This is a genomic window from Curvibacter sp. Hmag1.1, assembly GCF_059769165.1.
The window spans coordinates 1,106,428-1,126,779 of record NZ_JBMBGX010000002.1 but is presented as its reverse complement, the minus strand read 5'-3'; the positions used below and the strand labels follow the sequence as shown (position 1 = coordinate 1,126,779).

Sequence of the window (20,352 nt, the reverse complement as noted above, 5' to 3'; positions counted from 1 at the left end):
TTTCGGCATCGCTGGTCACTCCGGCATGGGAAAAACCACCTTGCTGGAGCGGCTGATTCCCGAGCTTACCGGACGGGGACTGCGGGTATCACTGATCAAGCACAGCCACAAAGACATCGAGATCGACCGGCCGGGCAAAGATTCATTCCGCCTGCGCGAAGCCGGATGCTCCGAAGTACTGTTGTTGGGGCGGGAGCGTTGGGCACTGATGCATGAGTTGCGTGGCCAACCCGAACCCTCGCTGGACTATCTGCTGGATCGCATGCAGGCCTGTGACCTGGTACTGGTCGAAGGATTTAAAGGTGGTGAGTTTCCCAAACTGGAAGTCTGGCGTGCCAGCGAGGGCAAGGCCACGCTTTGGCCCGCGTGGCCCGGCGTGATTGCGGTTGCCAGTGATTCTGCGTCGCACCCCGGAAACGTGCTGCATTTGGACTTGAGCGATGTCGGTCGGATAGCAGACTTTGTGCTCGCGCACGCAGCACAACGCTTGCCCCAAGAGTCCTTCGCGTCCTAAATAGCCAGTGCTGCGTCCGCAGCGGGAAGTCTTTTGCTCTGCAAAACATGGAATGCTTCAGATACCGACTGAAACACCTGGCCTGACAAGCCGGTCCACAGCTCGGTGTGCATCAACCGGTCTTGCACCGGGCCTTTGACCTCTGCGAAATGGAGCTTTATGCCGCGTTCTTGCAGATCGCGGTTGATGTCTGCGAGAACTTCCATGGCTGAAGTGTCAACGCGGTTGACTGCTGTCATCACCAAGACTACATCTTCAACTTGCTCTGATTGTCCCAATTCCTGGCTCAGGCGAGCTTCGATCGCTTGCAGGTTGCCGAAGAACAGACTCTCATCGATACGCAGCAACAGCGCGTGCGGCAAGGTCTCAGTCTCGTAGCGTTCTACATTCCGGAAGGTAGATGTACCCGGCAGCCGACCAAGAGCTGCAATATGCGGTGCGCTGGAACGCCACAGCAGTGTCGCCAAGGACAGTCCTATGCCCATGGCTATTCCGGTATCCAAACCGAGAGCAAGTACCCCCATAGCGGTACCCAGCCACGCAATCGCATCTGCACGGTCGTAACCCCAAGCTTGGCGCAGTGCTCGCACATCGATCATCCCCCAGGCGGCCACCACAATGCTGGCAGCCAGCACTGCCAGCGGGAGTTTGGCCAGCCATTCCGTGCCCACCAGTACCAATATCACCATCGAAAGCCCCGAGACTACGCCGGCCAGAGGCGTTTGCGCGCCGGCCGCCACGTTGATGGCAGACCGAGACAAGCCTCCACCCACGGGCATGCCACCACTAAAGGCCGCGGCAATGTTAGCTGCGCCCAAGCCGGTCAGCTCCCGATTCGCATCGATGCGCTCCCGCCGTTTGGCGGCAAGTGCTTGCGCCATGGTGATGCACTGCACCATGCCGATGAAGGAAATCAGCAAGGTAGGCCCCGCCAATGCTTGGAGGGACGCCATCTCCGGCAGGGTAAACACCTGAGACATTCCATCCAGGCGGATGGCGCCTACCACTGCTACCGCATGCTTGGAATCCAAATCAAGTGAGGAGACGACAAGAGTGGTCACCAGCAACACCAGCAAGGGCGAGATGCGCATCCACACCGGCCAATGCTTGAGCCACAAGCGGGCCGCGGTGAGCGCCGCAATGGAAGCCAGACCCAGCATCAAGGTGACTTGATTGGTGTTGGGTAGCTGCTGAGCCAGAAGGCGCAGGGTCTGGCCCGTGGAATTGCCGTGAACTTCAACACCAAGAATGAACTTGGCTTGGCTCACCATGATCAACACGGCCGACCCGGCAACGAAACCGCTGACAACCGGGCGGCTCAAAAGCTGGGACAGAAAGCCCAGCCTCGCCACGCCGCATGCAGCGATCAGCAGGCCGGATGACAAACTCAGCCAAGCTGCCAGTTGGATGTAGTGCGCTGAACCGGGTTGGGCGATCGGGCTCAACACGCTGTACGTCATGATGGCTGTGATGGCTACAGGTCCTACCGCTTGCACCATGCTGCTTCCGAGCAAGGCATAAGCGATGGCGGGCAATATGCTCACATAGAGCCCCGCCTGCGGAGGCAAGCCCGCCAATAGTGCATAGGCCAGACTCTGCGGTATGACCAGAACGGTGAGTACCAGACCGGCAAGGACGTCGTCCCGCAAACGGTGGCGGGGGTAGTGTTGAATCCAGTGCGGTATCAGGGCCATGCACTATGCTAACCGCCGGCCAAACGCCGGGTGGAATTTGGTAACACAATGCAAGCGCGTCAGCCCATCCTCGGTCCCGGGCGTTGTGCGCATAGATTGTTTCAACAAAAGGATATTCATGCGCGTTTCTGCTCCTCTCGCTGCCGGTAGTGTGCTGCTCAGTTTTGCTTTGTCCGGCCATGCACAACCAGTGGAGCAGCGCAGCAGCTTGGCTGACCAGCAGGAAGTCGCTGTCACCATCTATAACGAGAACCTGGCACTTGTGAAAGACGTGCGCAAGATTCCCTTCAAGAGCGGCCCGCTGGCTCTCGCGTTCCGCGACGTAAGCGCGCGTATGCGGCCTGAAACGGCATTGCTGCGCAGCCTGAGTTCGCCAGGCGCACTGAAGGTTCAGGAGCAGAACTTTGATTTTGACCTGCTAACCCCCCAGAAAATGCTTGAGAAATATGTAGGCCGGCAGGTCAAGGTCGTGCGCACGAATGCGGCAACTGGCCAGGAAACGGTAGAAGCTGCCACGGTGCTTTCGGCCAATAACGGAGTCGTCTTGAAGATCGGCGACCGCATAGAAACCGGTGTCCCCGGACGGCTGGTCTTTGACGATGTGCCAGCCAATCTCCGCGATCGCCCCACACTGGTCATGTCTTTGAACAACACCGGTGCAGCCAGCCAGGATGTGGAGCTCAGTTACCTGACGGGTGGCCTGTCCTGGAAGGCCGATTACGTGGTCGAATTAAATGCTGCGGACGATGCCCTTGACATGTCGGGCTGGGTCACGTTGACCAATACCAGTGGTGCCTCTTACCGCAACGCCAAACTCCAGTTGGTGGCCGGCGACGTGAATCAGGCTGCACCGGAAATGGCGGTTCGCGGGCGGGCGGTATTGATGGCGGCTCCTGCCATGGCCAAGGCGGACAGCTCCATGGCAGAAGAGTCTTTGTTCGAATACCACCTCTACACCCTAGACCGTCCGACCACAATCGCTGAAAATCAGACCAAACAGGTGGCCTTGCTCTCCGCCAACGGCGTGCCTGCCCGCAAAGAAATGGTGCTGCAAGGTGGCGACTACTACTACCAAGGCGCGTCTGGCGAGCTGGGCCAAAAGCTCAAGGTAGGTGTGTTTCTGGAGTTCGACAACAAAGACAATGCCCGTTTGGGCTTGCCTTTGCCCAAAGGTGTGGTCCGGGTCTACAAGAAAGACAGTGCCGGCAATGCACAGTTCATCGGTGAAGACCGGATCGAGCACATTCCCAAAAATGAAAAGGTCCGCCTCAAGCTGGGCAATGCGTTTGACGTCACGGCAGACAAGAAGCAAACCGACTTCAAACGCCTGCCCAACGCCGGCAAATACGGATTTGTGTCAGAGAGTGCGTATGAGATCGTGCTCAAGAACGCCAAAAAAGAAGCGGTCACTGTGACGGTGCAGGAGCCCATCCCCGGTGATTGGCAGATCCTGAGCACCAGCCAGGCACACACCAAGGCCGCGTCAAACATGGCTGTCTGGAAGGTGACAGTTCCCCCAGAAGGCAAAGCTGTTTTGACCTACCGCACACTCGTGCGCTATTGACCGGCACGGCGCTTTGTCCTGATACTGCGGGCCACCCGTATTCAGGATGGAGCGTATGAAGAATTTCAGCATCGCACTCAAACTCTGGTTGCCGGCCATTTCGGTCAGTGTGGCTTTGGTAGCCATGGCGTCAGGCTCCGCTATCCGGACCATCCGCTCCCAGGCCATGACAGTGGCCGAGCAGTCGGAACAGCAAAGCAAACTCGAAATGAGTGCCCGTTGGTACGGTCTGGCACAAGCTCAAGCTTTGCGTGGCATCGGTGCTGCCCTGTCCACCGATGCGGCTGCATCTGAACTACTGATATCCGGCAGGGAGTCTGGTGCGCGTGAAGAAACCCAACTGCAGGCAGATCTTGAGCGCTTGATGCAGAGCCCTGCGGAGCGGGCGGCTCTGGATGCGGTCAAGGTCAAGGCGCTATCGTTGAAGGCGTCCATTGCCAAAGCAGAATCATTGCGTGCCGGTGGGGACACCGCGGCAGTTCTCGCGGAAATCCGCTCTACCACCCAGCCAGAGCTCACCGCTTTTCTTGCGGCACAGCAAGCTTTGGTGAAATTGACGGAAGAAGGCGCTACAGCATTGCGGGACAAGGCCGGCGCTGAGCGCATGCGTACTGTGTGGTCCGTGGCTGGCATCATGGCCTTGATCGTCGTATTGATCTCTATCGGGACGCGCATGTTGCAGCGCAATGTATGTGATCCGCTAGACGAGGTAGTCAGAGTCGCCAAGTCCATCGGCGAAGGCGATTTGAGTGTGCGCATCCACACCGATCGCAAAGACGAAATGGGTGACGTGCTCCGTTCGCTCGCGCACATGGCTCAATCTTTGGCAGAACTGGTGGGGCAGGTTCACAAATCCACCGGAAGCATCACGGTGGCCAGTTCGGAAATTGCCCACGGAAATCAGGATCTCTCCAACCGGACGGAAACCACGGCTTACAACTTGCAGCGGGCAGCTTCCTCCATGGAGCGCTTGAATGGTTCCGTCCAACAGTCAGCTGAGGCAGCCCGCCAAGCCAATGCCATGGCCGGTTCTGCCTATTCAGTTGCGGAGAACGGCGGGGAATCGGTTTCTAAAGTGGTGAGCACCATGCATTCGATCCACGGCTCATCCCGCAAGATCGTTGACATTATTTCGGTGATTGACGGCATTGCATTCCAGACCAATATTCTGGCCCTGAATGCTGCGGTCGAGGCCGCTCGAGCCGGTGAGCAGGGACGGGGTTTTGCGGTGGTGGCCAGTGAAGTGCGTGCCTTGGCCGGTCGCAGTGCCGAAGCCGCCAAGGAGATCAAAACCCTGATCACCAGTTCGGTGGAAAGTGTGGAGCACGGCTCGCAGCTCGTAGACGGCGCCGGACAAACCATCCAAGGCGTGGTGGAGGCGGTGCAGAAAGTCAGTGGAATCATTGCGGAAATCACTGCATCCACTGCTGAGCAAAGCCAGGACATGCATGAAGTAAGCGCGGCGGTCAGTGAGTTGGAACAAATGACCCAGCAGAATGCCGCATTGGTGGAGCAGAGCGCAGCGGCGGCGGCTTCCCTGCGTGAACAGGCTGCATTGCTGGATCAATTGGTGGGGAGGTTTACCTTGCCTTCAGCACCCGCGACTTCCGGCGTCGGTCCGGCTGCACTTCTGGGCTTCGAGCCCGCCTGACGAACCCGACAACCCCGTGCAATGCGGGGTTTGCACCTCTTTGGTGCAATAGAGCGTGCTTTGGGCCCGGGTCTTGGCAATTTTTTTCGAATATTTTTGGAAAAAGGCCTAAATAACCCCCTAAATCTGCCGTTAAGAAACGTACGTCAACTCCTAAAAGCCACCGGAGGGGCCGAAAGGCCTACCCAAAATGCAACTGCCAACCATTGAACGAACCCCGAACATGCGCCCCGCCGGCGCAGACGCGGTGTCGTCTGGGGCAAATAGGGTTATCCCAGTTGCTCCGGTCAACCCGTCTGTGAGTGCCACCTCGTCGATCGAGTCCACGCCGGACGTGATTGACAAGGTGAACCCGGCACTCAAGCCCCAGTCCAGCGGAGAAGCGCCTTATCAAAGCGTGTCTGATCCGTCGATCAAGGGCTCCGAGGCAGCCGTGCCCAAGGATTGGACTATTCATCGGCCGGAGAAAGAAAAAGTGGAGGACCCTCCGCCCAAACCCATCTCGCAGGTGTTGATGGACCACCTCAAGACCATGTGGACGGCCAGTGCCAGCGCTGTCCAAATCGAGCAGGTCAAGAACCAGGTGAGTACGCCTCAGCCTATATCCCCAGCCGAGGTGCCGGGGCAGTTGGCCAAACAAGCCTTGGTCTACACGCCCAGCAAGGTCAAGAAGACCGAAAACCTGTAGCAGCCGACTGCGCTGTACCACAGGGTCCGCAGCGCAGAAGGTGCGCGGTGTTCTAACATCACGGTCATGCATACCTCCGCACTTGTACTTTTTTCCGGTGGCCAGGACTCCACGACCTGCCTCGCCCACGCCCTGGCGCGCTACGAGCGCGTAGAAACCATCGCTTTTGACTACCGCCAACGCCACAACGTGGAGCTGGAGGCGCGGCTGAACGTGCTGCGCGAGATCAAGACCCGCTTTCCGCAATGGGCAGCGAAGCTGGGCGAAGACCACTTGCTGGACCTGGCGGTGCTGGGTGAAGTGAGTGAGACCTCCCTCACACGGGATACAGCGTTCAAGATGGAGGCCAATGGCCTGCCCAACACCTTTGTGCCGGGCCGCAACCTGTTATTCATGACACTGGCAGCGGCTTTGGCCTACCGCCGCGGATTGCAGGTGATCGTGACCGGTGTCTGCGAAACCGACTTTTCCGGCTACCCCGACTGTCGTGACGACACCATGAAGGCGCTGCAGTTGGCCTTGTCCCTGGGCATGGACCAGCGCTTCCTGATCGAAACACCCCTCATGTGGATCAACAAGGCCCAGACTTGGGAGCTCGCCCATGAACTGGGCGAGCGATCCGGCGTGCCTGAGGGCGGGCAAGCCTTGGTGGACTTGGTGGTGGAGCACACCCATACCTGCTACCTGGGTGACCGCACCCACCGCCACGCTTGGGGCTACGGCTGCGGCACTTGCCCGGCATGTGAACTCCGGGCCAAGGGTTATGCCGGCTTTGTAGACAAGGTGAACAAAGCAGCAGCCTGAGGCGCAGAGCTGCCAGCGTATTCGGCAGCATCACGAGGCTCCAACACCCAACGCTGGTTGTGGAATGCCGCTACGCCCGGCCGGTGGGCGATGGACACCAGAGCACCGCCCCGCTCGGTCACCAAATCGCACAGGCGCTGGTAGAGGGCGGCTTCGGCTGCTTCGTCCAGCGCGCTGGTGGCTTCATCTGCAAACAGCCATTGCGGCTTCTTGAGCAGCACGCGGGCAATCGCCAGGCGCTGTTGTTCCCCACCCGAGAGCTTCTGGCTCCAGGCATCCACGGTGTCGAGCGCGTCGGCTAGTTGGGGCAGCAGCGCATCACGCAGCGCCTGCTGCAACTCGGCGTCGCTGTAGCGGGTAGCCGCCTCCGGGTAGGCGAGCGCCTCCCGCAAGGGCCCGTTGGGGAAGTAAGCACGCTGAGGCAAGAACATGCTGTCAGCGGGCAAATCCACCGCCCCTTGCGCGTAGGGCCAGATGCCGGCCAGCGTGCGGAACAGGGTGGATTTGCCACTGCCTGACGGGCCTTGCAACAGAATGCGGTCGCCCGGTTGTGCATGCAGTCGGGTGTGTTCCAGCAGCGTGGTGCCGTTGGGAAGGGCAATGCGCAGAGGCTCAGTATCCAAAGGACCTGCGGTTGCTATAGTTTTGGTAGCTGCTTGCGCATGTTCCACCTGCGCCAGCGCCTTGAAAGACTCTTCAAAGCCGGTCAGCCGGTCGGTCGTGGCGCGCCAGCTGGCCAGGCTGCTGTAAGTGTCCACAAACCAGCTCAGTGACCCTTGGACCTGTCCGAATGCGCCAGATATTTGCGTGAGTTGTCCCAGTTGAATGGCACCGCTAAAGAAGCGCGGTGCTGCCACCACAAACGGAAACACCACGGCGGCTTGCCCGAAGAAACTGGTGAACCAGATCAAGCCCTTCTGCGCCTTGATGAGCGCCAGGTTGTTGGCCAGTACCCGGCTGAAACGCTGGGCCATCTGCTCGCGCACTACGTTCTCGCCACGATCAAAGGCAATGGATTCGCTGTATTCGCGGGCGCGCACCATGTGGTGGCGGAAGTCCGCCTCCACGCGCTGCTGTTCGAAGTTGAGGGGGATTTGCTTGCGGCCGATGTAATGGGTAATCACGCTTCCTACAGCGCAGTACAGCACCGCCATCCAGACCATGAAGCCGGGTATGGAGTATTGCTGCCCGGCCAATGTGAAAGCAAAGGCGCCTGAGAGCGACCACAAAATTCCCACAAAGCTCACCAAAGTGACCACGGAATTCAACAGCCCCATGCTCAAGGAGATGGTGAAGGTCGTGAACTGGTTGATGTCCTCCTGGATACGCTGGTCGGGGTTGTCCGGGTTGGCACCGTGGGCGTGTGCGGATGGCGCGAAACGCGCCAACTCCAAGCGATAAAAAGCCTGGTGTGACATCCACTTGTGCAGGTAGTGGTTGGTCATCCACGCGCGCCAACGCATCTCGAGCAGCTGCGTCAGGTAGAACTTGTAGACCGCGATGACGATGAAGCCGAACGCGAGGTAGGTGAAGCGGCCCAATTGCTCCCAGAAGACGGCGGCATTCTTTTCCTGCAGCGAGTCATAGAAAAGCCGGTTCCAGTCATTGAAAACCACTGCCATGTAAACCAGCGCGAGGTTGAGGGCCACGATAGCCGCCAGCATGCCGCGGGCCTTCCATTTGTCTTCCGACGAAAAGTAGGGAGTGGACAGTGCCACGGCGCGAAGAATGAATGCTTTGAACGTCGCCCATTTGGCGGACGCGGATGCCACAAATGCCATGCAGAAAGTCTCGGTTGGAAGTCGGGGCCGGCCGTGCGGGTTGCACCAAGCCTGAAGCTAGCGGGATATTAGCGCCCGCCGAATAGCCCGAGGCCTATAGGCTTTGAAAACCGCTCTGGTGCGGGTCGCTGGAGGGCGCCTCGTGACCGTCAGCCGGGTCATGGGGGGCGCTGGCTGGTTGTCGCGCACGCACCAGCTCGGAGGCGCGGTGGTAACCCACTATTGCCAGTCGTCGCCACGCTTCCGCGTTGGCGGACAAGGTCTGCTCGACACCGGGGTGCTCATGCGCCGCATCCCTGCTGCGCGGGGGGGCAGGTGAGTTGGGGGGAATGCGTGCGAAGGACATGGCATGCAGGATAGACCTGCATGTCCTGCGTGTCAGTCGGTTTTACATTGGTTTACCAAAGCAGCTCCGGCTTTTACACGCTTGAAACAAATCTAGTTGCGCACGCCACTTGCCACATGGCCGCTGGGGACATGACGGGCTGCAGATTCGATGTGTCCTGTCTGGTCGTCAAAGAAAAAGTCCGGCTCGAACTCGCGCAGGAATTCGCCTTTGTCGAGGCCGCCCAGGAACATGGCTTCGTCGACTTCAATGTTCCAGTCCATCAGGGTGCGGATGGCGCGTTCGTGCGCGGGTGCACTGCGGGCGGTGACCAGCGCCGTGCGGATACGCATGTGCGGAATGGCGGCCTGTTGCATGCGGTGCAGGGCGACCAGCAGGGGCTTGAAGGGGCCGTCGGGCAGGGGCTGGCCCACCTTGTCCATCTCGTGTTTCTGGAAAGCGGTTAGGCCGCCGCTCTGGTACACCTGCTCTGCCTCGTCGCTGAAAAGCACGGCGTCGCCGTCAAAGGCAATGCGAACTTCGGCGGGGTGTGCGTCGCTGGCATGTGCGCTGTGGGGGTAGACCTGCGCAGCAGGCACACCAGCGGCCAGGGCGTCGCGCACGTCTTTGAGGTGGGTGCTCAAAAACAGGTTAGCCCGCAAAGGCTTGAGATAGCGCCAGGGCGACTCGCCTCGGGTGAACGAGCAACGAATGATGGGCAGCGCATAGTGCGCCGCACTGCGCATGACGCGCAAGCCGCTGACGGGGTCGTTGCGCGAAAGGATGACCACCTCTACCCGCTGCGACGGAGTTTCGTTGAAGGCCAGCAGCTTTTTCACCAGCGAAAAGGCGACCCCCGGTTTTGCAGGTACGTCCAGCCGCTCGCGCTGGAGCTGCATGTAGGCGTGGTCGTCGGTTTGTTCGAAGACCTGGTTCTCTTCTTCGAAGTCAAACAAGGCACGGCTGGAGATGGCGACCACCAGCTTGCCGTCGAGGGTCAGTCCCATGGGGAATCCTTATTTCGCGTTCACGATGCCCTTGAAGTCGTAGGGCACCACAATGGTTTGCACTTTGCCGTTGGCCACGCCTTCGGCAATTTTCAGGTTAGCCATGGCATTCATGTAGCCGATGGCGCCTGCATTGGCGTTCAGGGCTGCAATGCGCTCCGCTTCTTTCTTGGCGGTTTGCACTTCCACCTCTTTGGTCTTGAGTTCGTTCTGGGCACGCACCAGTTCATTGGCGCTTTGCACAATGACATCGGCCGGCGTGATCGCACGCACCTGCACTTGAGATACGGTGATCTTGTCACCCAGCTTCTCGTCCGTCAGGGTTTTGATGATGTTCTCGCGGATTTGTTGTTCCATCAATGGCCGGTTGTCCGCCATCTTGAGCGACTCGTAACCCCGTGCCACTTTGTACGCAGCGTTGCGGGCGCTCAGCGCCACGTAGTTCTGCATCAGCAGAATGTCGCCGCCTTTGTCAGAGATGCCGTGGAAGGTGCGGTTCTTGGTGGTCCACAGCTCAGACACGGCCGAGGGGTTCACGTTGTAGACCACGGTCATGTCGAAGTCTTTGATGGTGGAGTTGTCTGAGGCCAGCGGCGTCATGTTGTCTACGCCGACTGCAACATCCTGAATCTTGAAGGTCAGGATTTCGCCGATGACGGTCTGGTTGAACGAGCCCGGTAGCCGCTCGGTCGGGTCCACGGTTTTGTCGAAGTTGATACGCAAACCCACTTCGCCGGATTCAATGCGGGTACAGCCGCTGAGGGTGATCAGACCGGCGACGAGCGCCAGAGAGAGAGTCAGAGAACGCAGTTGCACGAGACCTCCTTTTATTTGACGAGCTGATTGAGTTGGATGATGGGCATCAGCACTGCGAGCACGATCAGCATGACTACCAGACCCATGGCGACGATAAGCAATGGCTCCAGTAGCGTCGCCAGTTGCAGGGCACGGCGCTGCACCTCAGTGCGTAACTGCAGCGCTGCGCGGTCCAGCATATGGGGCAGGCGACCGGTTTGCTCACCCAGGCGGGCGAACATGCTCAACAGCGCCGGGAAGCGCTGGTTGCGCGCCAGGGCACTGGCCAGTGGCGCACCTTCACGTACCAGCGTCAGGGCCTCGAGAGCATCGTCGCGCATCGCTCGGTTGCTCAGGGTTTCGGCGGCAGCTTGCAGGGCTTTGAGGATGGGCACGCCCGCGGCTGCCAACATGGCAAGGGTGCTGGCAAAGCGCGCTGCGTTGTAGCTGCGGGACATGCGGCCCAATACCGGCAGGCGCAACCAAGCGGCATCCACTTTGGATCGGAAAGCGGCTCCCGCCCAAGCGATACGTGCGCAAGCAGCTCCTGAAATAATAGCAATCAGCGCGAGCAGTCCATAGCTGCGCACCGCGTCACTGATGGCCAGCATCACCCGCGTCAACCACGGCAAAGCTTGTTTGGAGCCGGCGAACACATTGGCGATTTGCGGCACCACATAGGCCAGCAAAAACAGCACGATGACCAGCGCCACCACGCTGACAATGGCCGGGTAGAGCGCCGCGCCCATGAGTTTGGAAGACAAGTTTTGCTGCTCTTCCAGATCGTCGGCCAGCCGCTCCAGCACCAGACCCAATTGGCCGCTTTGCTCACCGGCGCTGACCACGGCCACATAAATGTCAGAAAACTCTTTGGGGTGCTGGGCCAATGCCGTGCCCAATGGCTTGCCGCCATTCACCTCGGAGCGGATGGTGGCCACCACGTCGCGTTGAGCCGGAGTTTCGGCTTCCTCAGCCAGCGAGCTCAGGGCGCGTTCAAGGGGCAGGCCGGCAGATACCAGTCCTGCCAATTGGCGGGTCCATACGGTCCGTTGGTTGTTGCTGAAGGCGCGTTGGCCCCAGCTACTGCGGCTGGAAGTGCTGCCATCCAGCTTGTCGCCACTGAGTGCCTGCACCTGCAAAGGCACCAGCTGTTGGGCCCGCAACAGCGAGCGCGCTGACTTGGCGGCGTCAGCCTCCACCACGCCGGTGCGGGTCTTGCCATCGGCATCAAGGGCTTGGTAGGAGAAGGCGGGCATGGCGCAATGGTAGCGGGGTGCCGCATGCCACGGGTTTTCCACCATGACAAAAACATATCTTGCGCACATACTCCAATAAAAGCACGACCGTGCTATTTTGATGGTCGCCCTACGACACAAGCAGCAGGCAATCCATCACCCGCGACAGCGCCCCCACCCCAGAGGTCGCAACGGTTCTTCTATTCCATTGACATCCCTTCAACACCATCGACCCACAGAGGTCCCGAGGAGACAAACATGAAGCGAATCGTGATGGGCTGGCTTGCCGCATGCGCGCTGGCTATCGGCCTACTTCCATCGGCAGCGCAGGCGGCCGGCTATACCCAGACCAAGTACCCCATCGTGCTGGTGCACGGCTTGTTCGGATTTGACAACATCGGTCCCGTTGAATACTTCTACGGCATTCCCTCTGCACTGCGCGCCGACGGGGCGAAGGTGTATGTGGTGCAAGTGGCTGCAGCCAACAGCACGGAGGTGCGTGGCGAACAGTTGTTGAGCCAAGTGCGCCAGATTCTGGCTGCCACAGGTGCCGCCAAGGTCAACCTGATGGGCCACAGCCATGGCGGCCCGACCGCGCGCTATGTGGCTTCGGTGCGCCCTGATCTGGTGGCGTCTGTCACCAGCATCGGTGGGGTCAACAAAGGGTCTGCAGTGGCAGACGTGTTGTTGGGCGTGGCACCTCCCGGAAGTTTGCAAAACACCGCTTTGGTATCCGTCACCAACGGCTTGGCTTCCATTATCAACTTCTTGTCGGGCGGAAGCGGTTTGTCCCAGAACGCATTGGCCGCAGCACAATCCCTGAGTACTGCGGGCACTTTGAAATTCAATGCCAAGCATCCGCAAGGTGTGCCTACATCCGCGTGTGGTGAAGGTGCCTACAGCGTCAATGGCGTCGCCTATTACTCCTGGAGCGGAGCCCAGCCGTATTCCAACCTGCTGGATCCCGTGGACCCTGCGCTGGCGCTGACCTCCCTGGCTTTTTTGGGCGCAAAAAATGATGGACTGGTGAGCAGCTGCTCCTCCCGCCTGGGGCGCGTTATCCGTGATGACTATGCCTTCAATCACCTCGATGAGGTCAACCAGACCGTGGGCTTGACCAACTTGTTTGAAACCAATCCGGTCACCATCTTCCGCCAGCAGGCCAACCGCCTGCGCAACGCCGGTTTGTGATGACACTGCGCTGGAACAAGCGCACAGGCCTGGCAACCTTGGGGTTGCTGGGCTTGTTGGGTTTTGCCCTGTGGATAGGGTGGGGGCCAAGCGGAGCCGACGCCTCAAACCCGCCCTCCGTGGAATACAGGCAACCGGCGCTTTCTTTGGCGGGTACTGCACCGGATGGTTTGATGGCATTGCAAGCGAGCGCGTTGAATCCCCTGCCGGGTCAGTGCCGCGAGGCCGGCTGCAGCACACTGGCGTATGGGGAGCTCAAGCGATTGTTTGACTACTACCTCAGCACTGTCGGCGAGCAAACCATTCCAGAAATCACGCGCCAGATACAGCAGGTTCTGGCCGAGAACCTCAGACCCGTCCAGTTGCCTCAGGCCCAGCGCTTGTTGGACCGGTATATCACCTTCAAAGCTGCATTGCTCCGGCTGGAGCAGGATTACGCGAAAAAGCCTGAAGCCGAGCGCAGTTTGCGCGCCCGGTTCCTGGCCATGCAGAGGTTGCGTGACAACTACTTCAGTGCGGAAGAGACACAGGCCATGTTCGGCCTGGAAGACGCCAACGACATGGACGCGCTGGCCCGGCTGGAGATCGCCAATGATGCGACATTGAGCGCGTCAGACAAGCGTTCCCGGCTGGCAACGCTGGATCAGCAAATGCCGCGCATGCTGCGTGAAGACCGGGAAGCGCCTCGTGCAGTGATCCGGCTCGAAGCGCAAATTGCCGCTTTGCGTGCGCAGGGGGCGGGGGATGACGAGGTGTTTCGCGCCCGGGCCAAGACCTTGGACAATGCTGCCGCTGGCCGTTTGGCAGAGCTGGACCAGGAGGAGCGCCAATGGCGCCAAAGGATCGACAGCTATTTGAGTGATCGGGCTCGCGCTTTGCAGCGACTGGCTGATGCGCCGGACTCAGAAAAGCAAGCAGCCTTGACAGACTTGCAGCAGGCCCGGTTCAGTGAGCTGGAGCGCAAGCGCTTGGCGGCGTACGAGCCTTGAACGAAAAAGCCCTCCGGCCTTGTGGGCCGGAGGGCTTGAGGTTTCCCTATCGCGATGCTTAGTTCACGCGAGTGGTGGGATAAAAGGTCGGGAACTGTTCGTTCAGTTTGCTGACTTGTCCAGAGCCGTAAGACACGGCGATGTCACCCGTGCGCTGGGCTTCTGCCAATTCGGCGACCACTTGAGCGCGTGTTTTGCCTGCAGCATCGGACACCTTGGTGGCATAGAACGTAGGGAACTGTTCGTTCAGTTTGTTCACCTGTCCTGAGCCGTTGTTTACCAAGATGTCGCCGGTGCGTTGGGCCGCAGCAAGCTCAGACAGGACTTGTGCACGTGTCTTGCTGGTCTCGACGTTGGCTACGGGGTAGAAGCTTGCAAACTGCTCATTGAGCTTGAAAACCTGGCCGGAGCCGTTGTTCACGACGATGTTACCGGTGCGTTGGGCTTCAGCCAATTCAGCACGGACTTGCTCGCGGGTTTTGCCTGTGTTGTCAGCAGCTTGTGCATGGCCGGTCAGCAAGGCAGCAACGGCGATAGCGATAGAAGCGGTAGCGTATTTCATGATTCACATCCTTCATTCAAAGTTGATTCCGATCGACAGACACAGCGTCTGTCGTTACCGGTATCGAGGGGGCGTATCCAGTGCGTCTCATCGATGGGTTGAACTTTAGAGATCGAAGGCCATCTGAAAAATACCTCTGCAGACAGTGGACCATTACGCAGTTTGAAATAATCGTGTCCTTGAATAGTTTGAAAAGAGACCCATGGACCGATTGATGTCAATGCGGGTTTTCCAGAAAGTGGTGGATGAAGGCGGCTTCGCTGCCGCCGCCCGCGCGCTGGACATGTCTTCAGCCGCCGTGACCCGCCAGATTGCTGACTTGGAAGACTTTTTGGGAGCCCGTCTCCTGCACCGCACCACGCGAAAGGTCTCTCTGAGTCCGGCGGGTGAGACCTATCTGGGCCGGGTGCGCACTATCCTGCAAGACATTGACGAGGCGCACGACCTCACCAGTTCACAAACGCAGGAGCTTTCAGGCGAACTTCGCCTTTTGTCCCCTCCTGCACTGGCTTCCCATGTGATTGGGCCCATCATCGCGGGGTTTACGGCCAAGTATCCCGAGATTTCCTTGCACATGGATGTGGATACCTACACGGTGCCGCCCGTGGAGGACTACGACATCACCATGCTGCCAACGGATGGCAATTACGACGGTAACGTGATCGCGCGCCGCGTTTCGTCCACCCAGTCGATTCTGGTCGCATCGCCCGCGTATCTGAAGCGCATGGGGACGCCCACCACACCGGACGAACTGATTGGCCACCACGTACTGAGGCTCAAGACGCCCCATGTCAGCTTCGACCAATGGCGGCTCTTGAACACAGAGCGCAATGACGAGGCGGGGGTGTTCCCCGTCAAACCCAAGCTTTGGGTCAACCATGGCGACACCTTGCTGCGGGCCGCGGTGGATGGCGCAGGCATTACTTCGGCGGCAGTGACTTTGGTGGCCCCACTATTGACCGATGGCACGCTGGTGAGGGTGTTGTCGCCTTGGATAGGCGGTCATTTGGCCTTGTATGCGGCACTACCCAGTCGCAAATTCATGCCGGAACGCACGAGGGTGTTTTTGGAGTATTTGACGGAGCAAAGCCGCGCCCGCGCGGACGCCATGGTGAAGGCCTGTACCCGCTGCTGAAGACTCGCACCCTTGTCAGTCGCGCACCACGCGCATCAGCTCCTCGCGACTGGTCAGGCCGCTGCTGACCAGTCGTTCCCCATCGTCACGCAGCGGCACCATGCCTTGCTGGAGGGCGGCATGGCGGATGTCTGCCTCTGAAGCGTTATGATGAATCAGCTCGGCAATCGCGTCGTCTGCCACCAGTAGCTCAAACACCCCGGTGCGGCCCAGGTAGCCCGTTTGGCCGCACTGCTCGCAACCCTTGCCCGCGCAGGATTTGCAGAGTTTGCGTACCAGCCGCTGGGCCAGCACGCCGCGCAACGATGAACTCAGCAGGAATGGCTCCACCCCCATGTCGATCAAGCGCGTCACCGCGCTGGCGGAGTCGTTGGTGTGCAGAGTCGCCAGCACCAAGTGACCGGTGAGCGATGCCTGAATGGCGATTTGCGCCGTCTCGAAATCGCGGATTTCTCCGATCATGATCACGTCCGGGTCCTGGCGCAGGATGGCGCGCAAGGCTTTGGCAAACGTCAGATCGATTTTGGGGTTCACCTGCGTTTGGCCCACGCCGGGCAGCTCGTATTCGATAGGGTCTTCCACCGTCATGATGTTCTGGCGAGCGGCGTCCAACCGGCCCAGAGAGGCATACAGCGTGGTGGACTTGCCCGAACCTGTGGGGCCCGTTACGAGAATGATGCCGTGCGGCTGGGCAATCAGGCCCTCAAAGCGGCGCAGCACATCGCCCTGCATGCCCACGGCTTCCAGGCTGCGCTGGTCCTGACTTTTATCCAAGAGGCGCAGCACCGCGCGTTCGCCGTGGGCGCTGGGCAGGGTGCTAACACGCACATCCACGGCACGGGTCCCGATCCGCAAGGAAATGCGCCCGTCTTGCGGCAGGCGCTTTTCCGAGATATCCAGATCAGCCATGATTTTGAGACGCGAGATCAGGGCCGCATGCAGCGCTCGGTGGGCTTGCACCACTTCACGCAAGCTGCCATCCACCCGGAAGCGGACGGACGAATTGCGTTCGTAGGGCTCAATGTGGATGTCGCTCGCACCGTCACGGGCTGCTTGCGTCAGCAGCGCATTTAGCATGCGGATGATGGGCGCGTCATCCGCGGTTTCCAACAAGTCTTCGACGGCGGGCAACTCCTGCATCATGCGGCTCAGGTCCGCTTCGCCCTGCACCTCATTCATCACCGTGGCCGCGCTCGATTCGCCCTGGGCGTAGGCCACGCTAATGCGCTGGATCAGTTCCGCCGCATCCTGGGTTTGCAGGCTGTCGATACGGTATTTGCGCATCACCTCCGAGATGGCCGACGGCGGTGTCGCGCCATGGACCCACAAGCTCAGACGCTCGTTATCGTCTTCCAGCAGCAACTGCTGGGTGCGCGCAAAGGCGTAGGGCAGCGGGTAGCGCATGGGCCGGGCTTATTGCGCAGGCGCTACCGGCGGCACAGGCGCCGCAGCGACCGGCTTGGCGGGCAGCCCCGGCAACACTGGCGCTTCATTGACTGGCATCGTATTGCTGGGCTCCGGTTGGGCGCCCTGCTGAGAGCTGCGCATCTGCTCATAACGTTCGTTAGATAGTGCCTGAGTGGCCGTGGCATCTCGCACCACCACCGGGCGCAGAAACACCATCAGGTTGGTTTTCTTGCGGCTGCGGGATTCGCTCTTGAACAGGTTGCCGAACCACGGCACATCGGCAAGACCCGGCACTTTTTCCTGGTTGCCGGCGTACTCGTCTTGCAGCAGTCCACCCAGCACCACCACCGCGCCGTCTTCCACCAGCACGTTGGATTCGATGGTGCGTTTGTTGGTCGTCGGGCCATTGGCAGCGCCGGCGGTGGAGGCCAAGACACTGGAGACCTCCTGGTAAATCGCCAGCTTGATGGTGCCGTTCTCACTGATTTGCGGTTTGACCTTGAGCGTCAGGCCTACGTCCTTGCGTTCAATCGTCTGGAAGGGGTTCACGCTGCCACCGTTGCTGCCGGTGTTGGTGAACTGGCCAGTCACAAAGGGCACGTTCTGCCCGATGACGATCTTGGCCTCTTCGTTGTCCAGGGTCAGCAAATTGGGGGTGGAGAGCACATTGCCGCTACCTGTCGATTCCAGGAATCGGGCCAGAAATCCCAGCACATACACCCCATTCGTCCGGTTCGCCGCGCCTATGTTCAGCCCCTTGGCGGGTGACACGGTGCCGGATGCACCCGCGGCGGCCAGGCTGATGATGTTGCTGCCCGCGCTGCCGAAGTTGGTGCCCAGCACACCGATGGCGCTGTCGCCTGCATTGCCCAGCGCGCCTTGCCACTGAATGCCGAATTCCGCCGCCTTGTCGGCGCTCACCTCGGCAATCAGGCTTTCCACAAACACCTGCGCGCGGCGGGCATCGAGCTTGTCGATGACGGCGCGTAACTGCCGGTACTGCGGTTCGCTGGCAGTGATGATGAGGGAGTTGGTGGCCGGGTCGGCCTGGATCTGCCCGCCGGTGCTGGGTGCTGCGGCTGCGCCCAGGTTGGCGCCGCCAGCTCCCGGCGTGGCGGCAGCCGTTGGGGTAGCCGGTGAAGGCGAACTGCTGCTTGTCGAACCTGTCGCACTGATGGCCGCGCGCAGGGTGGTAGCCAGTTGGGTGGCGTTCGCGTTCTTCAGGTAGACCACATAAATATTGCCTGCAGCGCCATTGGCCCCCGCCATCGGCTGGTCTAGCTTGTCGATCAGGTTGCGTGCCAAAGCCAGGCGGGCTTGGTTGGCTGCACGCACGATCAAGGTGTTGCTACGGGGTTCAGCGACCACAGTCGTCTTGAAGCTCGCATCCGCGGTTCCACCAGCGGCGCCCGCACCGGAGCTTTCCATCAGCCGCAACACCAAGGGTGCGAGGTCCGTGGCACTGGCATTCTTAAGCGTTATGACTTCCACATCCGTGGCATTGGGCACATCCAGCGCTGCCACGATGCGGGCTAGGCGCCTCAGGTTGTCGGCGTAGTCGGTGATCACCAGCGAATTGGTCGCCGGGTTCACATTGATCGGGTTGTTGGGGTTGATCAGCGGGCGCAGCACCGCCACCAGGTTGTTCGCGTTTTCGAACTGCAGCTTGATGATTTGCGTCACCAGCTGGTTGCCCGGCGCGTTGGCCATGCCGCTGTCGGTGGAGGCTACGCTGCCGCCCAACAATTTGGCGTCTGCCTCAGGCACCACTTTGTCGAGACCGTCGGCCTGCACCACGGTGTAGCCCATGGTGCGCAACACGGCCAGAAAGTGGTTGTATGCGCGGGCGGGGGACATGGGGCTGTCCGACACCAGTGTCATGGTGCCTTTGACGCGGGGATCCACCACCACATTGCGCCCAGTGAGGGTGGCCATGGTGCGGGCCACGGCTTCGATCTCGGCGTTGCTGAAGTTCAGAGTAATCGGTTCGCCGCGCTTGGCTGCCGGAGTCCCTGCATTTGTCTGCGCCCAAGATTGGGTGCTAAATAGGCCACTGGCGCCCGTGCACAGTGCGCCAGCAGCTATCAATTGAATAGCAATGGTGGTGATGCGCCGTTGCGGGGGCTGATGTTGTTGTGGCATTCCTTAACCCAGGTGAATCAGAGACCTTGCGCCTTGGCGCTGCCCGATGATATTCAGCAAATTGGAAAGCGCATCTTCCCGGCCATCAGCGGCGGTCGCTTCTCCGTCAAAAACAACACGCCGGTTCTGGATGACACCGCTTCCACGCAACTGCAAAGCCCCTTCCAACGTGCTCAAGGTCAGATCCGGATGGGTGGCCCCGTGCAAGGCAAATCGGTAGCTCCCTATGGGCTTCAGGGTGGACAGGCTGGTGCTCACGCCCAGCGCATCGAGCTGCAGGGCGCCTTGTAGTTGCAAGCCCTCGGTACCTCCCCGAATGTCCAGTGCGCGTGTGCTGAGTTCCAGCCGGCCTTGGGGTTGCATGGTGTTCCAGGGCGTGCCGAGCCCGGTCAGCATAGATGCTGGCATCCGCAGAGGCTGGCTGGAAGGCAGGTCGTCGGTCTGGAGCTGTACGGTGTGCAGGTCGGTGCTGATACGCCAGATCCACGGCTGGCTCAGGCAGCAGTCGGCACGCCATTGCACCCGCAGGCCGGGTTGCTGGTGAATCCATGCCGGGCGCAAGGTCCATTCCAGCTGGCCCGGCAGGGCGGTACTGCCTTGGGCGTCGCTTTGGAATGTCAGCTGGCCGCTCCCATTCCAGAGCGTGCCTTGGGCGTTGTGCAGTTGCAAAGGCGAGCCCGCCCAATCCAGTCCCGCGGCTAGCCAACGCGCAGGTGCAAACACCAATGTTCCGGCCAGCAGGCCTAGGGTGATACCGCTGACGGCCCAGGCCCACGGTGCGCGATAGCGCGAGGTGCGCACGCTGCTCGCCCGCTCGGTGAGCACGGGCAGGGGGGTGCGGAGCAATAGCGGGTTTGCGGCCATGGTC

General features: G+C 60.2%; 17 protein-coding genes and 1 pseudogene. 8 read left to right on the top strand and 10 right to left on the bottom strand.

Going from position 1 to position 20,352, the window contains the following annotated elements; genetic code table 11:
• Nucleotide 1: 1 nt before the first annotated feature.
• A pseudogene (gene mobB / locus ACOAP0_RS05875) lies at nucleotides 2-514 on the top strand (molybdopterin-guanine dinucleotide biosynthesis protein B); the annotation flags it as partial.
• On the opposite strand, the gene ACOAP0_RS05870 reads toward mobB, so the two are convergent.
• Complete coding sequence (locus tag ACOAP0_RS05870) at nucleotides 511-2,208, bottom strand: SulP family inorganic anion transporter (RefSeq protein WP_498375199.1); 1,698 nt, start codon at nucleotides 2,206-2,208, stop codon at nucleotides 511-513. The pseudogene mobB and the gene ACOAP0_RS05870 sit on opposite strands and share 4 nt — an antisense overlap.
• A gap of 118 nt (nucleotides 2,209-2,326) precedes the next feature.
• Between ACOAP0_RS05870 and ACOAP0_RS05865 the strand changes: the two genes are divergently transcribed.
• From ACOAP0_RS05865 to queC, 4 genes are all read left to right on the top strand, one after another.
• The gene (locus ACOAP0_RS05865) at nucleotides 2,327-3,772 is read left to right on the top strand and encodes a DUF4139 domain-containing protein (protein ID WP_498375200.1); all 1,446 of its coding nucleotides are present in this window, start codon (nucleotides 2,327-2,329) and stop codon (nucleotides 3,770-3,772) included.
• Nucleotides 3,773-3,827: 55 nt separating this feature from the next.
• Complete coding sequence (locus ACOAP0_RS05860; RefSeq protein WP_498375201.1) at nucleotides 3,828-5,423, top strand: methyl-accepting chemotaxis protein; 1,596 nt, start codon at nucleotides 3,828-3,830, stop codon at nucleotides 5,421-5,423.
• 190 nt (nucleotides 5,424-5,613) lie between these two features.
• Nucleotides 5,614-6,111, top strand: a complete 498-nt coding sequence (locus ACOAP0_RS05855) for a hypothetical protein (protein ID WP_498375202.1) — start codon at nucleotides 5,614-5,616, stop codon at nucleotides 6,109-6,111.
• A 66-nt stretch (nucleotides 6,112-6,177) separates the two neighbouring features.
• Nucleotides 6,178-6,915: a 7-cyano-7-deazaguanine synthase QueC gene (gene queC / locus ACOAP0_RS05850; protein ID WP_498375203.1), complete on the top strand. Its 738-nt coding sequence runs from the start codon at nucleotides 6,178-6,180 to the stop codon at nucleotides 6,913-6,915.
• On the opposite strand, the gene ACOAP0_RS05845 is transcribed toward queC, so the two are convergent.
• From ACOAP0_RS05845 to gspF, 5 genes are all read right to left on the bottom strand, one after another.
• A complete protein-coding gene (locus ACOAP0_RS05845) occupies nucleotides 6,873-8,696 on the bottom strand; it encodes an ABC transporter ATP-binding protein/permease (protein WP_498375204.1) in 1,824 nt (607 codons plus the stop codon). The genes queC and ACOAP0_RS05845 overlap by 43 nt on opposite strands.
• 94 nt (nucleotides 8,697-8,790) lie before the next feature.
• Nucleotides 8,791-9,042: a hypothetical protein gene (locus ACOAP0_RS05840; protein WP_498375205.1), complete on the bottom strand. Its 252-nt coding sequence runs from the start codon at nucleotides 9,040-9,042 to the stop codon at nucleotides 8,791-8,793.
• Between the two features lie 92 nt (nucleotides 9,043-9,134).
• The gene (locus ACOAP0_RS05835; RefSeq protein ID WP_087495057.1) at nucleotides 9,135-10,028 is read right to left on the bottom strand and encodes a 5'-nucleotidase; all 894 of its coding nucleotides are present in this window, start codon (nucleotides 10,026-10,028) and stop codon (nucleotides 9,135-9,137) included.
• 9 nt (nucleotides 10,029-10,037) lie between these two features.
• Nucleotides 10,038-10,844, bottom strand: a complete 807-nt coding sequence (locus ACOAP0_RS05830; protein ID WP_498375206.1) for an SPFH domain-containing protein — start codon at nucleotides 10,842-10,844, stop codon at nucleotides 10,038-10,040.
• Between the two features lie 11 nt (nucleotides 10,845-10,855).
• Entirely contained in the window at nucleotides 10,856-12,079 is a 1,224-nt protein-coding gene (gspF, locus tag ACOAP0_RS05825) for a type II secretion system inner membrane protein GspF (protein WP_087497257.1), read from the bottom strand.
• A 237-nt stretch (nucleotides 12,080-12,316) separates the two neighbouring features.
• On the opposite strand from gspF, the gene ACOAP0_RS05820 reads away from it, so the two are divergent.
• Nucleotides 12,317-13,249, top strand: coding sequence for a lipase family alpha/beta hydrolase (locus ACOAP0_RS05820; protein WP_498375207.1), 933 nt, complete (start codon nucleotides 12,317-12,319; stop codon nucleotides 13,247-13,249).
• Nucleotides 13,249-14,238, top strand: coding sequence for a lipase secretion chaperone (locus ACOAP0_RS05815; protein WP_498376089.1), 990 nt, complete (start codon nucleotides 13,249-13,251; stop codon nucleotides 14,236-14,238). The genes ACOAP0_RS05820 and ACOAP0_RS05815 overlap by 1 nt, the downstream gene beginning before the upstream one ends.
• A gap of 58 nt (nucleotides 14,239-14,296) precedes the next feature.
• Here the strand turns inward: ACOAP0_RS05815 and ACOAP0_RS05810 are convergent, their stop codons facing one another.
• Complete coding sequence (locus ACOAP0_RS05810) at nucleotides 14,297-14,800, bottom strand: DUF4148 domain-containing protein (RefSeq protein ID WP_498375208.1); 504 nt, start codon at nucleotides 14,798-14,800, stop codon at nucleotides 14,297-14,299.
• Nucleotides 14,801-15,014: 214 nt separating this feature from the next.
• Here ACOAP0_RS05810 and ACOAP0_RS05805 point away from each other — a divergent pair, with 214 nt between their 5' ends.
• A complete protein-coding gene (locus tag ACOAP0_RS05805; RefSeq protein ID WP_498391340.1) occupies nucleotides 15,015-15,935 on the top strand; it encodes a LysR family transcriptional regulator in 921 nt (306 codons plus the stop codon).
• 15 nt (nucleotides 15,936-15,950) lie between these two features.
• Here ACOAP0_RS05805 and ACOAP0_RS05800 read toward each other — a convergent pair whose 3' ends face one another.
• The 3 genes from ACOAP0_RS05800 to gspN are packed head-to-tail and all read right to left on the bottom strand — an operon-like array spanning nucleotide 15,951 to nucleotide 20,348.
• Nucleotides 15,951-17,339, bottom strand: a complete 1,389-nt coding sequence (locus tag ACOAP0_RS05800; RefSeq protein WP_498375210.1) for a GspE/PulE family protein — start codon at nucleotides 17,337-17,339, stop codon at nucleotides 15,951-15,953.
• Nucleotides 17,340-17,348: 9 nt separating this feature from the next.
• A complete protein-coding gene (gene gspD / locus ACOAP0_RS05795; RefSeq protein ID WP_498375211.1) occupies nucleotides 17,349-19,484 on the bottom strand; it encodes a type II secretion system secretin GspD in 2,136 nt (711 codons plus the stop codon).
• A gap of 3 nt (nucleotides 19,485-19,487) precedes the next feature.
• Complete coding sequence (gspN, locus tag ACOAP0_RS05790; RefSeq protein ID WP_498391339.1) at nucleotides 19,488-20,348, bottom strand: type II secretion system protein N; 861 nt, start codon at nucleotides 20,346-20,348, stop codon at nucleotides 19,488-19,490.
• Nucleotides 20,349-20,352 lie beyond the last annotated feature (4 nt).

Excerpts from the sequence above, each read along its gene's own strand:
- ACOAP0_RS05815 (WP_498376089.1), top strand. The coding sequence starts at position 13,249 with ATGACACTGCGCTGGAACAAGCGCACAGGCCTGGCAACCTTGGGGTTG.
- ACOAP0_RS05855 (WP_498375202.1), top strand. The coding sequence starts at position 5,614 with ATGCAACTGCCAACCATTGAACGAACCCCGAACATGCGCCCCGCCGGC.
- gspD (WP_498375211.1), bottom strand. The coding sequence starts at position 19,484 with ATGCCACAACAACATCAGCCCCCGCAACGGCGCATCACCACCATTGCT.
- ACOAP0_RS05840 (WP_498375205.1), bottom strand. The coding sequence starts at position 9,042 with ATGTCCTTCGCACGCATTCCCCCCAACTCACCTGCCCCCCCGCGCAGC.
- ACOAP0_RS05810 (WP_498375208.1), bottom strand. The coding sequence starts at position 14,800 with ATGAAATACGCTACCGCTTCTATCGCTATCGCCGTTGCTGCCTTGCTG.
- ACOAP0_RS05800 (WP_498375210.1), bottom strand. The coding sequence starts at position 17,339 with ATGCGCTACCCGCTGCCCTACGCCTTTGCGCGCACCCAGCAGTTGCTG.
- queC (WP_498375203.1), top strand. The coding sequence starts at position 6,178 with ATGCATACCTCCGCACTTGTACTTTTTTCCGGTGGCCAGGACTCCACG.
- gspN (WP_498391339.1), bottom strand. The coding sequence starts at position 20,348 with ATGGCCGCAAACCCGCTATTGCTCCGCACCCCCCTGCCCGTGCTCACC.
- ACOAP0_RS05870 (WP_498375199.1), bottom strand. The coding sequence starts at position 2,208 with ATGGCCCTGATACCGCACTGGATTCAACACTACCCCCGCCACCGTTTG.
- ACOAP0_RS05835 (WP_087495057.1), bottom strand. The coding sequence starts at position 10,028 with ATGGGACTGACCCTCGACGGCAAGCTGGTGGTCGCCATCTCCAGCCGT.
- ACOAP0_RS05820 (WP_498375207.1), top strand. The coding sequence starts at position 12,317 with ATGAAGCGAATCGTGATGGGCTGGCTTGCCGCATGCGCGCTGGCTATC.
- ACOAP0_RS05805 (WP_498391340.1), top strand. The coding sequence starts at position 15,015 with ATGTCAATGCGGGTTTTCCAGAAAGTGGTGGATGAAGGCGGCTTCGCT.
- ACOAP0_RS05865 (WP_498375200.1), top strand. The coding sequence starts at position 2,327 with ATGCGCGTTTCTGCTCCTCTCGCTGCCGGTAGTGTGCTGCTCAGTTTT.
- gspF (WP_087497257.1), bottom strand. The coding sequence starts at position 12,079 with ATGCCCGCCTTCTCCTACCAAGCCCTTGATGCCGATGGCAAGACCCGC.
- ACOAP0_RS05845 (WP_498375204.1), bottom strand. The coding sequence starts at position 8,696 with ATGGCATTTGTGGCATCCGCGTCCGCCAAATGGGCGACGTTCAAAGCA.
- ACOAP0_RS05860 (WP_498375201.1), top strand. The coding sequence starts at position 3,828 with ATGAAGAATTTCAGCATCGCACTCAAACTCTGGTTGCCGGCCATTTCG.